Source organism: Sphingomonas faeni, assembly GCF_030817315.1.
Taxonomy (GTDB): domain Bacteria; phylum Pseudomonadota; class Alphaproteobacteria; order Sphingomonadales; family Sphingomonadaceae; genus Sphingomonas; species Sphingomonas faeni_C.
Genome location: NZ_JAUSZF010000004.1, coordinates 152983 through 167046 on the forward strand (window position 1 = coordinate 152983; position 14064 = coordinate 167046).

Annotated in this window: 12 protein-coding genes and 1 pseudogene; 7 read left to right on the plus strand and 6 right to left on the minus strand. The window is 60.0% G+C overall.

All coding sequences use genetic code 11. The features are described from left to right. Window positions 1–7 precede the first annotated feature (7 nt). Both QFZ54_RS18785 and QFZ54_RS18790 read right to left on the minus strand, forming a co-directional pair. Entirely contained in the window at window positions 8–301 is a 294-nt protein-coding gene (locus QFZ54_RS18785) for an HU family DNA-binding protein (protein WP_128456127.1), read from the minus strand. A gap of 243 nt (window positions 302–544) precedes the next feature. Next, on the minus strand, window positions 545–1081 hold the full coding sequence (locus tag QFZ54_RS18790; protein WP_307090025.1) for a hypothetical protein: 537 nt from the start codon (window positions 1079–1081) through the stop codon (window positions 545–547). Between the two features lie 526 nt (window positions 1082–1607). On the opposite strand from QFZ54_RS18790, the gene QFZ54_RS18795 reads away from it, so the two are divergent. Beyond that, a complete protein-coding gene (locus QFZ54_RS18795) occupies window positions 1608–1817 on the plus strand; it encodes a hypothetical protein (RefSeq protein ID WP_307090027.1) in 210 nt (69 codons plus the stop codon). Between the two features lie 377 nt (window positions 1818–2194). Here QFZ54_RS18795 and QFZ54_RS18800 read toward each other — a convergent pair whose 3' ends face one another. After that, a complete protein-coding gene (locus tag QFZ54_RS18800) occupies window positions 2195–2515 on the minus strand; it encodes a DMT family transporter (protein ID WP_307090509.1) in 321 nt (106 codons plus the stop codon). Window positions 2516–2776: 261 nt separating this feature from the next. On the opposite strand from QFZ54_RS18800, the gene QFZ54_RS18805 reads away from it, so the two are divergent. The 3 genes from QFZ54_RS18805 (at window position 2777) to QFZ54_RS18815 (ending at window position 5461) form a co-directional block, all read left to right on the plus strand. Next, on the plus strand, window positions 2777–3778 hold the full coding sequence (locus tag QFZ54_RS18805; RefSeq protein WP_307090029.1) for a M48 family metalloprotease: 1002 nt from the start codon (window positions 2777–2779) through the stop codon (window positions 3776–3778). Window positions 3779–3977: 199 nt separating this feature from the next. After that, window positions 3978–4469, plus strand: coding sequence for a hypothetical protein (locus QFZ54_RS18810; protein ID WP_307090031.1), 492 nt, complete (start codon window positions 3978–3980; stop codon window positions 4467–4469). Next, window positions 4466–5461: a hypothetical protein gene (locus tag QFZ54_RS18815; RefSeq protein WP_307090034.1), complete on the plus strand. Its 996-nt coding sequence runs from the start codon at window positions 4466–4468 to the stop codon at window positions 5459–5461. Before QFZ54_RS18810 ends, QFZ54_RS18815 begins: the two co-directional genes overlap by 4 nt. On the opposite strand, the gene QFZ54_RS18820 is transcribed toward QFZ54_RS18815, so the two are convergent. Next, the gene (locus QFZ54_RS18820) at window positions 5440–5808 is read right to left on the minus strand and encodes a phosphonate transporter (protein WP_307090036.1); all 369 of its coding nucleotides are present in this window, start codon (window positions 5806–5808) and stop codon (window positions 5440–5442) included. The genes QFZ54_RS18815 and QFZ54_RS18820 overlap by 22 nt on opposite strands. A 424-nt stretch (window positions 5809–6232) precedes the next feature. Between QFZ54_RS18820 and QFZ54_RS18825 the strand changes: the two genes are divergently transcribed. The 3 genes from QFZ54_RS18825 to QFZ54_RS18835 are packed head-to-tail and all read left to right on the plus strand — an operon-like array spanning window position 6233 to window position 10626. Continuing rightward, entirely contained in the window at window positions 6233–8458 is a 2226-nt protein-coding gene (locus QFZ54_RS18825) for a putative bifunctional diguanylate cyclase/phosphodiesterase (protein ID WP_307090039.1), read from the plus strand. Between the two features lie 47 nt (window positions 8459–8505). Continuing rightward, window positions 8506–10227 carry a circadian clock protein KaiC gene (gene kaiC, locus QFZ54_RS18830; RefSeq protein WP_307090041.1) on the plus strand — a complete coding sequence of 574 codons (1722 nt, stop codon included), beginning with the start codon at window positions 8506–8508 and terminating at the stop codon, window positions 10225–10227. Next, window positions 10228–10626: a circadian clock KaiB family protein gene (locus QFZ54_RS18835; protein ID WP_307090042.1), complete on the plus strand. Its 399-nt coding sequence runs from the start codon at window positions 10228–10230 to the stop codon at window positions 10624–10626. A 265-nt stretch (window positions 10627–10891) separates the two neighbouring features. Here QFZ54_RS18835 and QFZ54_RS18840 read toward each other — a convergent pair. Together QFZ54_RS18840 and QFZ54_RS18845 are read right to left on the minus strand one after the other, a co-directional pair. Next, window positions 10892–12062, minus strand: a pseudogene (locus QFZ54_RS18840) (IS3 family transposase). A gap of 452 nt (window positions 12063–12514) precedes the next feature. Beyond that, window positions 12515–13021, minus strand: coding sequence for a MucR family transcriptional regulator (locus QFZ54_RS18845; RefSeq protein WP_307090044.1), 507 nt, complete (start codon window positions 13019–13021; stop codon window positions 12515–12517). Window positions 13022–14064 lie beyond the last annotated feature (1043 nt).

Here is a 14064-nt window from a genome sequence, read left to right on the forward strand (position 1 = left end):
ACACGTCCTATTTGGAGGGTACCTCAGCATTAATTTGGGCACATATCGCCTTACCGGCACGAAATCGTACCGCTGCGAACTCGTCCCTTAGAAAAGTTTCTCCCGTCCGAGGGTTTCGAACGGTTCGCTGAGCATGCTGGCTTAGAAAGAAGCGTCCAAAACCGCGTAGTTCAACGGCACCCCCATCTCGGAGGTGATCGACAATGGCGTCAAATAGCTTCTCTACCAACGTCCGGCATACTGGACTTGGTAGGTCTGGGTTCAGCAAGGCTATGCGTTGAATAAGATCACTTTTACGCATTTGGCCTCCGCTGCCCACTGATAGGCAACGTATCGTCCCTAGCAGGGATCGTCACGCCCTAGCTCGCACCATGCATCAGAACCGGCGTTGCAAAAGGGACCCTTTTTGCGACGCAGCCCGTGCCAGCTTCAATTCTCGAAATAGGATCGAGTTTTGGGAAAGCTTCTCATGCTCGTTGGCAGAACCGGGCGTGTGATTGCTCGCCCCTCATCGCATCGCTAATTTTTTTAGCCGGGTAGTTGATCAAGGTCCGATGATCCGAGTTCGGATCAGCGGCAACAAGCGATCGATCGCCTGTCTGGCCGATGCGGGATCCTGTGCAAGCGAGCGAACGGTCAGCAGATCGCCATCGCGGATGATGATCGCCGTGGCCCCCGCACGGTCGCCCAGCGGATACCCGCTTACCCAACCCACAGCCGGCGCCACCTCCAGCGCCGTGACGGTGCATCGAGGGCTGCGTGCGCGACAGATCTGTTGCAGATCGGCGATGCTTGTCGTGCCCGACCGAACCCGTTCCTCCGTTCCATCCGCCTGACGACCAATCAGAACGTCAACGACCGGTGCACCCACACAATCCGTGCAGAACAAGGTGGCCCGCTGCGGTTCCTCTTTTGCCTCGAAGCCGGAGCCCAACGCCGCGGCAGCCGCCTGACTGACGCCCGTCAGATCTCTGGTTGCAAGTCCCTGTGCAGCCGCACCGGTCGCTAAGGCGATCATGCCGGCAAAGGCGACTGTGCCAAGTCGATGACGCATATTCTTGCTTTCCCCTTGCTCGCTCACGCATGCTCGAACGCGATCAGATTAGGTCTGAAGGCCGCGTGGTGCCACCCTGGAGTTTACCCAAAACTGTGGCGAACCACTCGTGCCAGCCTGGCACCGTGCAAGAGAAATGCCTTCGCCAATAACCTGCCGGCAAGGTCCGCTCCGGGTGGACACCGGTCTGGTTGGCTTCCCGAAAACGAACGACGATTGAGATGGGGAAAGCGTTCTTGGAATCGATCGTTTGCGGAATTGGGTCCGGATAATGCATAGGGGCCTATACGCTCTGTGGTCTCCCCCTACGAATACATCGCCAAGATCTGGACGTCAGAGTCAGACCGGTTCATCGCCAACCCGATGCACCAGATGCTTGGACTAGACACCTGGACAGGAACGGGGGACGGGGGGACTGATGATTGGAAAGCCTTGCATCGCAATGGTTATGCTTGCGGCATCATCCACTGGCAGCGCTCTAGAATCGGGGGTCACGCCTGTGCCCACCTCGGTCAACGCGCTCGGGGGGTGTTGGGAGGGGCAGGGTACGGTGGTGGGCAAAGCCGTCGCTATTGCGGTTAACGCCTATCCGATCGTCCAGGATGCGATGCTGGCTGTCGAAGCCGCAAGCAGCGCGCTCGCCGATCCGCAGGACCAGTACGCGGCACACCTGGTTTTTGGCGGAAGCGGCAAGCCGTCCAAAACCGGGCTGGCCCTATCGTTGGATATTGGGCGGACAGTTTTGGCGGGGCGTCCGCGGTAGCGGGACGCGGCGAAAGCAAGGCAGACGGGTTCGATATTACTTACCAATATCCGGACAAGGTCTACGTGAACCGCTGGCGCATGTTAGGCGACAGCCTCACTTGGCAAATTGTCATGCGGGACCGCAAATCTGTTGAGAAGCCTTTCGCCAGTTATACGCTTTCCAAGACGGCCTGCCGACCCCTCTCGGGGGGCGGCTGACAAGGCGTGTAAGCCTTATACTGTCGCTTGGAAGACTTATGCATCGTCCAAACCGATCATACCCCTCCCGACCATTCTTGATAACGATCGATTCCGAGAGCGCCGATGCCGTCTCGACTGCCGTTCCTTTTTGGGAACATCGGGCCAGGCGCTAGCGCCCCTTGCGGACGTTCAAGATCAAGCAGTCGTGGACAACTTCATTAAGACGAGGCCGCTGACAATGAGCCCGGCGGCTAGAAGGCGCATCGCGGTCATAGCCTCGCCAAAGACCATGATGCCGACGACGAACGCGCCGACCGCGCCGATGCCGGTCCAAATCGTGTAAGCTGTTCCCAACGGCAGAACCCGCATTGCCGACGCAAGAAGGCCAAAGCTGACCAACATGCCCACCCCCGTAATGATGCTTGGCCAGAGCCGTGTGAACCCATGAGATTGCTTCATGGCCGAAGCCCAAACAATCTCGAACAAACCAGCAAAAACGAGAGCAATCCACGCCACAGCAGTCTCCATCGGAGCTGCCGGGCCGTCCCGGACTTCTACCCCCGTATTGGGGTGGGAGCGTTGTTGCCGCATATCTAAATAATTGTGGTATAACGATAATTCAACGGCGGCTAACAGGCACGACGGAGAGTAGCGCCATCGTTAGTTTCGTTAATCGACAGGAATGAGGCCGACCGGGATTAGCGCAGAGCGGTATCGATGCTCATCCGGAACAACGGTGTAAGGGCCGCTTTATACCGTCGTCACCGGGAGAGCTTCATGATCCGCCGTCGCATTGCCGTACTGCTAGCCAGCGCATTCCTGCTCGCACCTGTTGCCCCTGTCATCGCCCAGAACACGGTCCGCTCGATCTCGGCGACCGACAAGGCGCAGGGCACTCAGGCTCATCCGCAACTGCTCGCGCAGTTCGGCGGTGCGTATAAGGGGCCGCAGGCGACATTTGTCGAACGTGTCGGCAAGCGCGTGGCGGTCCAGTCCGGCCTGTCGAATGCGGGCGGCGACTTCACCGTCACCCTGCTGGACTCCCCGGTCGAGAACGCCTTCGCCATCCCGGGCGGGTACATCTACGTCACCCGTCAGCTGCTCGCACTGATGATCTCGGAGGCAGAACTCGCCTCCGTAATGGGCCATGAGGTAGGCCATGTCGCCGCCCGCCACGCCGCCTCGCGCAACACGCGTGCGACGATCGGCGGTCTGCTCGCTCGTGGCGTCAGCCTGGCTACGAGAAGCGATCTCGCGACCCGGATCGCCGGTACGGGCGCGCAGCTGTACACGCTGAAATACGGACGCGATCAGGAATATCAGGCTGATGCGCTTGGCGTCCGCTACATCACCGCTGCGGGCTATTCGCCCTATGCCTCGGCTGACATCCTGGCGGCGCTCGATGAATCGACCGGGCTGACGGCGCAGGGCAGCGGCACCGCACGGTCTGCGCCGACATGGGCATCGACGCATCCAAATGGAGCCGATCGTGTGCAGCGCGCAGAGGCACTGGCGAAGGCCACTGGCAAGCCGGAGCTTGCAATCACCCAGGATACGGCGTTCCTCCGCATGCTCGATGGCCTGCCTTATGCCGACGGCAAGGAGGGTCGCAAGGTCATCCGGATCGTCACTGTTGGCGCAAGGGACACGATCGATACGTTGAGCCAGCGCATGGCAATAGCCGACAGCAAGCGTGAACGCTTTATTGTCATCAATGGCCTTCCCGCTGACGAGCCGCTGAAGCCCGGGACGCTCGTCAAGCTGGTGGTCGCTGCATAGAACCGCTGCCGTAGGACACCGACCGGCCCTGTTGCCGCGATGTCGGTGGCAAATTCTGGCTGCAACCCTAACGTCCGCCGATGCTCATTCTCTACGCCCTGATGCTCGCCGCAAGCTCCAGCAGACCGCCGCGGAGACCGACCCTGCTGATGTCTCCGAGATCGATGCTATTAGCTGCCGCCTGGACGTTCCCGGTTACATGCGCTTCGCCATGGCGATCGATGGCGAGGAACAGCTTGCGCGGACGCGGGGATGGAAGAAGATCGCCTCGCCCAATTCGTTCATGACCGAATATGACCTGCCGAAGCCGATTACCGTCGCGGGGTCATACAGCACGCGCCGGATCGGCTTTACCGGTGACGCCATCCTCGCGGTGCTCGACGTCGCGGACCCCGCCATCGTGGCGCGAGCCGAGAAGATCGACAACAGCATGTCGGCTCAACCGATGATCGACGCGATGGTCGCCTCGGGTAAGGTGACCCGCGCCCAGGCGGAAGCCGAGTTCCCCTTTCGCAAGTTCCTGGGCGAGCGGATCATGACCGACGTCGCCGAACCCGCGGGCAAGGACGGCTATGGTAGCCACATGGTAGTCGCCCGAACGATCTCCAACGTCACCACGCACCCCGGCAAGACGCTCTACGGCTGCGCATATCGGTTCGATATGCTGGACAAGGATGGGACATCGCTGTGAGACGGAATTGGTACCGTGCGATCGTCGTCTCGCTGGCACTGGTCGCGCCGCTGCCGGCGGTTGCGCAACCCTCGGGCATGGACAGCTTCATCGGTACGCTGTCGATCGAGCGAGGCGAGGTCATCCTCACGCGGTGCGATCTGGCGGCGTCGCGCTACCTGCTGCGCGATGTGCCGGGAGGTCAGGCGGTCGCTCGCTATCGCAAGGATGGCCGGCGCGCGTCTGCCGACGTGATGGGCAGCTATAGCGAGGAGGGTGATCGTAACGTCCTGACCGTTGCCGAGTTTCTCGACTATCAACCGGGCAAGTCGTGTCACCTGAGCGACGCACTGGATGCGCTCGCTCCTGCCGACGCCCCCTCGACCCAGGGCACGCCTGCCGACGCGCGTGCCGACGGCGGCCACGATACACCTGCCGCGCTCGTTGGCCATTATTACCTCATGGGTGTGATGGAGACCGGATCCGAGCTGTTGCTGCGGCCAGACGGTCAGTTCGACTGGGCGTTGAGTTACGGTGCGCTGGACCAGGAGGCGCAGGGCATGTGGCAGGTCGAGCGCGACGAGGTCGTGCTCGTGGCGTCCGCACCAAGCGCGCAGAAGCCGCTCTTCTCCTACTTGTCCACCGCGCCGTGGGATGAGGAGACCGAAAACGAACGTCGGCGGTACCAGCGCAGCGAGATCGAGGCCACGATCCGCGCCCGCTGCCCGATCTTCCCCGAACCATTTGTCTCCGCGACGCCTCTGACGACCGCCGACAATGCCCCCGCGCCGTCCACGACGATCCTTCAACAGCGCGCCGCCACGGCATTGCGCGCTGCGAACGCTGCTAGGACGAATGCGGAGCTCCTGGCTGCTCGACTGATGTCAGATGCGCCACCGATCAGCGCAAAGCCAACTGCCCCGGAGGTGCGACAGGCGTTGTCCGATTCGAGAAGCTGCTCCTCGCTCGACCCATGGGACATCAAGTTGGCTCAGCGTTCGATGAGAACGTAACGACGAGGGGTCTTGGCCGACGTCAACAGCCGTAGTCGTACCTTGGTAGGACGCATCCGAAGGGTCAGGACGTAGGGCACGATGGCGTCCAGCTCCGGCTCGTCGGCGAACCGCTGCGCGACCATGAAATTGTTCATGCACTGAGCAACAGCGTCGAAGAAGGGAACACCGATGACCGTGGTGGGATCAAGCCCCGACATCCGCGCTTCGGCCGCGTTATAGATCTGCACGATGGTATCCGCCGCGAAGCCCACAACCCCGTACGGCAACGCATCGCGGTCCTCGCTGCCCATGATTTCAAGATCGCTCAAGGCAATTGCGTCAAAGCTCGTTTCAGTTAGTGCCACCAAAATAGCTCCCCGAGGGATGCGTCATGCCAGAGTAGGATTAAGCGCGTCATAATAATGTTTGAAGACAAACGCGCAAGATTGCCTGGCCGCACCGGATTAACGCATGCGGAGACGTTACGTCACTGATACACGTAAACCTAGAAGCGCCTACGACAAATATTGATATAATAATATCTTGCTAACGACACTGCCGAACTATGCTTTATCGGCATGTCGCTCTTTGAATGAGAGTCGGTAGCTAGCATGTAATTGAGCTAGTTGTAAAAATGGTACGAAAGTATGTCTTGCAACACTGATTGATATAGGTTAGTCGGGACAGATCATTGAGGCGTTTTTTGAGCATTCGGTGGCTGAGAGACGATGAGTGCTTTCGCTTGTCGGAGTTTGCGACTTTGGTTGATTTTCTCCGTTCGATTAACGTGTGCGCATTCTGTTTGGCGGAATTTATTTTGTCGCTAGGCAATCTCCGGTTTCGCAACGCGCAAACGCCAGAGTGAGTATTCTTGATCAAACCGGCTTGGCGGCTCTCGCCGCAACGTCCTGCGCGGTCCTGATCACGGACGCGGCACAGCATGACGGACCGATCGTCTACGCCAACGCCGCGTTCACCATCCTGTCGGGCTACGCCCTCGAAGAGGTCACGGGGCGAAACTGCCGGTTTTTGCAGGGGCCGGACACGGACCGGCAAACCTGTGATGATATACGGGCCGCGATCGCCGCAGGAACGAGCATCCAGCGCAGCATCTTGAACTACCGCAAGGATGGGACGCCATTCTGGAACGATGTGACGATCGACCCGGTCCGCGATCAGTCCGGTCGTGTCACGCATCACGTCGGCGTTCAGCATGTCGCCGATCTGGCCCAGATGACGGCTGCAGCGCAGGCTGAGGCGGAGTCCAGGCTTGCGAGCATCGCTAGTCACATCCCAGGCTATGTGTACCGCCGGATCATGCGCAAGGACGGCACCATAGAAGTCTTGTATATCAGCCCATCGTTGCGCCAGTTGCTCGGCGTGGACGAAACTGGCGCGGGGTTGGTGTTCTACGATCATGTTCATCCCGACGATCATGAAGGGCTGATTACCGCGATCCGCAATTCGGCTGCGAACATGTCGATCTTTCGAGAAGAGTTCAGGCTCATATCGGCAGATGGACTAACGCACTGGATGCGCAGTGACGCGCCCCCTCGGCGAACGGCAAATGGTGAGATCGTCTGGGATGGTCTGGCGATCGAGATCAGCGCGGAGAAACGATGGGAGAGCGAGATTGCAAACCAGGCGTTTCGCGATCCTTTGACGGGCCTTCTCACCCGCACGGCTTGGCGAAACGCGCTGGATCTTCAGTTAAACGCCAGCACGCATTACGCCAGCAGGTGCGGCGTTGTGTACATCGATATCGAGGGTTTCAGCGCCCTCAACGATCGCTTGGGCGCCGCGCTCGCCGACGCACTGCTGTACGAGACAGCGCAACGCCTTGCCAGAACCGCTGCGGCGTTCATCGGGATCGGCGCTCGCCTTGGCGGTGATGAGTTTGCCGTGCTGATCCCCGAGTGCGGTTCGGAGGAGGCGTTGTTGTGCGCCGCGACCCGCGTCGGCGAGGCACTTGCGGCGCCTATTGAGATCGGCGGCCAGGACGTGGTCATCAGGACCTTTATCGGTGCGGCTCTGGGGAAAAACCGGCAGCCCCGAGAGGTTGCAGACCGGGATGCGGCGAGCGAGTTGACGAAACAGGCAGAACTCGCGTTGCGCTGGGCAAAGCAAGCCGGTCCGAATGAACCGATCGTCTATTCTCGCGAGCGCGACGATCGCTTTCAAAACCAGAATGTCCTGGCGCAGTCGCTCGAACACGCGATCGCCAACGACGATCTCGAATTGCACTATCAACCGCTGGTCGACTTGGCCACGGGTCGGATCGTTTCGGCCGAGGCGCTGGTGCGGTGGCGCCACCGCACACTGGGCATGCAGCGCCCCGACTTGTTCATTCCGTTGGCAGAAAAGCTGGGCCTTATTGGGCAACTCGGACAATGGGTGCTCGTGCACGCGATGCGTCAGCATCGACAGTGGCAGGAGGCAGGCCTCGCCCCGCCACAAATCGCAATCAACATGTCAGGGAATCAGTTGCTTGATCCGGCATTTATCGGCTCTGTCGAGGATGCTCTTCGTTTAACCGGAGCAAGTGCCAAGGATTTCGAGATCGAGCTGACCGAAGGCGTGCTGATCGAGCCTTCGCCTCAGATCATGGCATCGCTGGGCGCACTGCGAACGATGGGTTTCACGCTCACCATCGACGACTTCGGCAGCGGTCACGCGACCTTCCGCTACTTGCGCGAGTTTCCCGTCGACAAACTGAAGATTGACCAGATTTTCGTCCGCAAGCTGGTGCTGGACTCAACCGACGCCCTGATCATCCGCGCAATCATCTCGCTGGCGCGTAGCATGGGGCTCGCCTTTGTTGCAGAAGGCATCGAAACGGAAATGCAGCGCGAGTTCCTGGAACGCGAGGGGTGCGTGATTGGCCAAGGCTACCTTTTCAGCATGCCACTCCTCGCCGAGGATTTTGCCTGGATGCTGACTAACCATGTTCGACTCCCTCTTGGCGGCCCACCGGAGGTCGACCAGGTGCACGATTTAGAAGGTCAAACTGTATGACGATCATGCCAGAGCGGGCGCCGGGTGATCCTGGCACGAGGACGCTCATGAAAGTCATGACCGGCATCGAGGGCTTTGACGAGATCAGCGGCGGTGGACTGCCGCGGGGGCGGCTGACCGCGATCATTGGTGCGGCGGGGGCGGGCAAGACCGTCTTTGCGCTTCAGACCTTGGTGAACCGCCTTGCCGACTTGGGGGAGCCGTGCATCTTCGTTACGTTCGAGGAGCCTATCGAACGCATCCGTAGCAACGTGGCATCGTTTGACTGGCGCGCCGATGCGCTCGACGAAAGCCAATTCTTCTTCATCGATGCGCGAATCCCGCAAGATGCCGTCGTCACCGGCGCCTTCGACCTCGAGGGCCTGCTGGCCGGCCTGACTGCGCTCAAGGAGGAGATCGGCGCTTGCAACATCGTGTTCGACGGTATCGACATGCTGCTGAGCAGTCTGCACGACGAGCGGCTCGAACGGCAGGAATTGCTGCGTCTCGACCGCTGGATCCGTCGATCAGACATCTCCGCGATCGTGACCGTCAAGACGTTCGGTGCCGGCGACCGTGATCAGATCCGTGCGGATTTTCTCCAATACATGACCGATTGCCTGATCATCCTTGCCGAGACGATCACCGCGACCGGGTCGTCCCGCGCTATCCGCATCGCCAAATATCGCGGCTCGGGCTTTGCCGCCAACCCGGTCCCGGTGGTGATCGGCCCATCGGGGATCGATGTGATCGCCTTCAAGGGCGCCCGGATCGCCTACCCGATGTTCAGCGACCGGGTCTCGTCGGGTGTCGGGCGGCTCGATGCCCTACTCAACGGCGGCTATCTTCGTGGTAGCAGCACGCTGATTTCGGGATCGCCGGGAACATCGAAAACAAGCCTGGGCGCGAGTTTCGCGGTTGCGTCGTGCGCGCGTGGCGAGCGGGCCTTGATCATCAGCTTCGATGAAAGCGTGGCACAGATCGTCGCCAACATGACGTCGATCGGTATTGAGCTCGCCCCGCATGTCGATACCGGGCTGCTGACCATCGCATCGTTCTTGTCCGGCGGACGCAGCCCGGAAGAACACTTCATCGAGATCCGCAATCTGATGAAGGCGCAGAAACCCGATTGTCTGGTCGTCGATCCGATCTCGGCGCTGCCCAAGGCGGACTATCCTTTTTCGGCGATGATCTGCGAGAACTTGCTCGATACGGCGAAATCTCTCGGCATCACGGTGCTATGCACCTCGCTGCTCGATCAGGCAGTGGGCAACGCCGAACTTTCGGAAAGCCAGATCTCGACGATTGCCGACACCTGGATCCACGTCTCATACGTGGCCCGTGACGGCGAGCGCAACCGCGCGCTGACGATCATCAAGTCGCGCGGCACCGGCCATTCCAACCAGGTGCGCGAGCTGGTGCTGGACGCCTCAGGGATCGATCTGGTCGATGTCTATGTCGCTGAAGGTGAGGTGCTGATGGGCAGTGCGCGTGCGCAGAAAGAGGCAGAAGCGGAACGCTTGCACGTGTTGGGCGACATTGCCGCGGAGCGCCAGCGGCTCGACCTCGAACGCGAGTTAGCCGAAGCGCATGCGCGGGTACAGGCGGCAACGCTGGAACTGTCCTGGAAGCAGCGGGAGGCGGATCTGGTCAACGTCGCGGAGAAAAGCCGAGTTGAGGTAGGTCGGGTATCAGCAATCGAGCGACTTGGCCTTCGGCGTTCCGGAGACGACAGCCTCGTTCCTGACTTGCTCCGCGGAACGCCAGTCGATCTTGGTGTGGACCAGTAAGTGACACTTAACGACACCCCCCCGCGCGAACTTTCAGCGCCGACTAGCCCGGCGCCGGGAGCGGTTGCCGCTCAACTGCGCCTCTACATCGCGCGCTCCACACCGAACTCAGCTCGCGCTCAACACAATCTTGCCCTCGCGCTTGAAGCGTTGAAGGGCGTGATGCCACCAGAGCTAGAGATAATAGATGTCTTCTCGCAACCCAAGCGCGCCATCATCGAGGGCGTGGTTGTCACACCGACCTTGATCGCAACCGCGACGGGCAAACGTGTTGTGCTCATGGGTGACTTGGCTGATCAGGATCACCTACAACGCACACTTCAGGATTTCCTGGAGATCGAGGGTCCGGCGGTGCCTGGAGGACGGAACCAACAATCGGTCCGACAAGCAACGCCGTGAAAGCTTTCGCTCGCTGAACATGCGCATCTATGGGGTCGCCGCGCTTACGGCGCTGGCCGCGCTCCTGCTCGGACTGATGATGCGGCGGAGCACTGCGCATTCCCGGCTGTGGATCGGCGCCAATCGGGACTCCCGCTACGTTGAGCTTCGACGCAGATAGAATAACTTGGCCGAAAGCTACCGAGGTCCCGCTTCGGCGTCGATCGACATTTGAGCCCCACTGCCCCCGCCTGAGCAGCCCCCACCGGGTGGTCCGGGTAGATAGTTAGTGCATTGTCGTCTCCGCCGCCATTGTCGGGCGGAGGTGGAGCGAAGCGGAACCGGAGGCCGACAATGGCGGTGTCGCCGCTTCTGGTGCTGGTGGGCGGTAGCCCAGACTGCTGTGCGGCCGGACGGTGTTGTAATGGCGCCGCCACGCCTCGATCAGCACCCTTGCCTCGGCGAGGCTGTAGAAGATTTCCCCGATAAGCAGCTCGTCGCGCAGCGAGCCGTTGAAGCTCTCGTTATAGCCGTTCTCCCAAGGCGAGCCCGGCGCGATGTAGAGCGTCTTCACGCCGACTTGGCCGAGCCATTGCTGGACGGCGGTAGCGATGAACTCGCTGCCATTGTCCGACCTTATATGCGCTGGCGGACCTCGCGCGATGAACAGCTTGGCAAGCGGCGCCAGCACGTCCTCGTGTTTCAACTGACGTGCGACGACCAGCGCCAGGCACGCCCTGCTGGCCTCGTCGATGATCGTGAGGATCCGGAACTTGCGCCCGTCGTGTGTCCGCGCTTCGACAAAGCCGTATGCCCAGACATGCCCCGTATACTCCGGCCGCAGCCGGATGCATGAGCCGTCGTTTAACCAGAGCCGGCACGTTTAGGTTGCTTTTGTGGCACCTTCAGCCCCTCACGACGCCAGATGCGTTCGACACGCTTGTGGTTCACCGACCACCCAGCAGCATGCAACAGCGCGGTCACCCGACGATAGCCGTAGCGCCCATATTGCCCGGCCAGCACGATGATGTCCTCGGTCAGCGCCTGTTCGTCATCTGCCGCGCACGGTACTTTACGCTGCGTCGACCGGTGCTGAACGAGCACGCGGCACACCCGCCGCTCGGATACGTCCAGCACCTCTTTCACCTGGTCAATGCAGCGTCGGCGCCGCGCGGGGCTCAGAAGTTTCCCCGTGCCGCCTCCTGCAGGATTAGCTTGTCCAGCGTCAGGTCGGAGATCGCACGCCGCAGCCGCAGGTTCTCCTTCTCCAGATCCTTCATCCGCCGAGCCTGATCTGTCTTCAGGCCACCATATTCCTCGCGCCAGCGGTAGTAGGTCTGCTCGCTGACCGCGATCCGCCGGGAGGCCTCGGCGGTCGTCCCACCCTGGCCCAGCACGATTTCAACTTCACGCAGCTTCCCGATGATCTCCTCGGGCTTGTGCTTCTTGGCAGGCATTCGTCGTCCCTTCCTTGATCCAGACTCTCATAGTCGATCGACCACTCAGAAGGGGGCAGCTCACGCGGTGAATTCAGCCTGACCGCGCTCGCCTATAATATCCGACGGGCCATCACCCTGGTCGGGGTGCCGGGCCTGATCGCCGCAGCGAGGGCGTAAACCGGTCTTTTGGCGCCGCAATGAACGCTGGGCTTAGTATAAACGGCTTCTAGAGGCTCTCGAGGCGGTCAGAGGGCGGGATTACGCCTTGTTCGGCTTGGGCGGCTGCTCGGAGGAAAACCTGTCACCGTCCAGGCGCTGCTCACGACTTTCCACACGCTCTGTCTACGTTTCGCGACAGAGCTGCCAATGCACTTTTTGTAGATATCAGCGCTAATTGGCCCGGTTCTACAGCCATAAATGGCACGTAGTCACGGGCTAGCTCCCTGTTTCAAGGGAGCTAGCCCCGTGGTTTATTCCGTTGCTGCTTCCTCGGTCTTGCGCTTGCGAGGAGCTGGAGCGGGCTTGCCGTCCGCCTTAGCTGCATTTGTTTGGCCAGGCTTGCGGCCCAGGCCAATGCTCTTGGCCATCGTGCGGCGTGCCTCTGAATAGGTAGGAGCGACCATGGGGTAATCAGCCTTCAGGCCATAACGCTCGCGATACTCCACTGGCGTCATGCCGTTAGTCGCGAGGTGGCGGCGCAGCGTCTTGTAGGGCTTACCATCGATCATGCTGATGATGTGATCGGGGCTGGCAAGCGACTTACGAGCCGTCACTGCCGGGGTGTACTCTTGAGCAGGTGCCTCGGGCTCAGCAGTCGTCGCGTTTCCGGCGACCAGTACCGAAACAGTTTCGTACATTTTATTCAGGAAGGCTGGAACGTCGTCAGCATTGGTGCGCGTGTTGGGATTGGCTAACCAAGCGATTGTCAATTCCGTCGCGAGTTCAACGGGGTTCAGGTCGAGGGTAGTGTCGGACATAGAAGGGCTCCATTTCTGGAGGCGCATCTAGGTATTTGATTGGTCCCTGGCAATCTCAGACTGCACGAGATTATCTATTCGAGATCGGTACTAAAAGCGGACCCATGAATACCCTTTCAAAAGTGCCGTCTGACACGTTGGCGAAATTTAATCCTCCGCTGGTGCCGATGCCATTGCCCGTTTGAACCTTGGCGGGTGTGCCGCGGACTCCTGATCGACGACGATTGATCAAGCTCTCATTCGCGGATTGGTCACCGCTCTACCCGTATCCGTCGCTGGGCCTAAGCCCCCATAAGGCCGCGCAGGCGACGCAAAACGCCTGTTTGTCGCACAGTCGTGATTGCGACTGGGTTTTTCATATATGACCGCTGAACGGCGATAACAGGACGACTGCGGACAGGCGGGTTACGGGAAAGTAGCTACGTAAAGCGGACATTCAAGGCGCGCCGCCTTTCCCAAAAAGGATGCTATTTCGAGAACGGCCAAGCTGGATCGCAACAGGCCATACCTCATAAAAGTCAAGAGTTTGCATCAAAGCTTTTTTGGAGGACCCATGTCATTTAGTGCGACTTGGAGATTGTAAGCCCGGGCTATTGCACGCTCCATACTCACCATGTCCTCGCCGGATAGTGTTAGCGGATCAGTCAGATCGCCCGTCCCATCGCCAATGATAAGGTTACACTTCGAAAGGTGGCGCAGCCATCGGGACAGGACGCTTGGTGGAATGTTGCAACGCTTGCTTACATCCGCGCCGGTGAGCTGAGCCCCTTTGGCGTCCGCTACAAACAGTTCTGGCAAGAGGTCCCATGCCGGTTCTGCAAACAGCTCGGCTGGAAGTGTCTCTGATCGTGCACGACGAAATTCAACATCGCCGCAGCCAAATTTGCGGAGCGATCATCGCCTATCATACCGCTTCATCCTCCCGATATGGCGGTATTGTGAACCAAATGAATTTAGATTCAAGCTGGTTCGGAGGGAAGATATCGTTCTAAGAATATCGCTTGGACGTCAGCTAATTTAGCCCCGAGGACGAAATCCTCTTG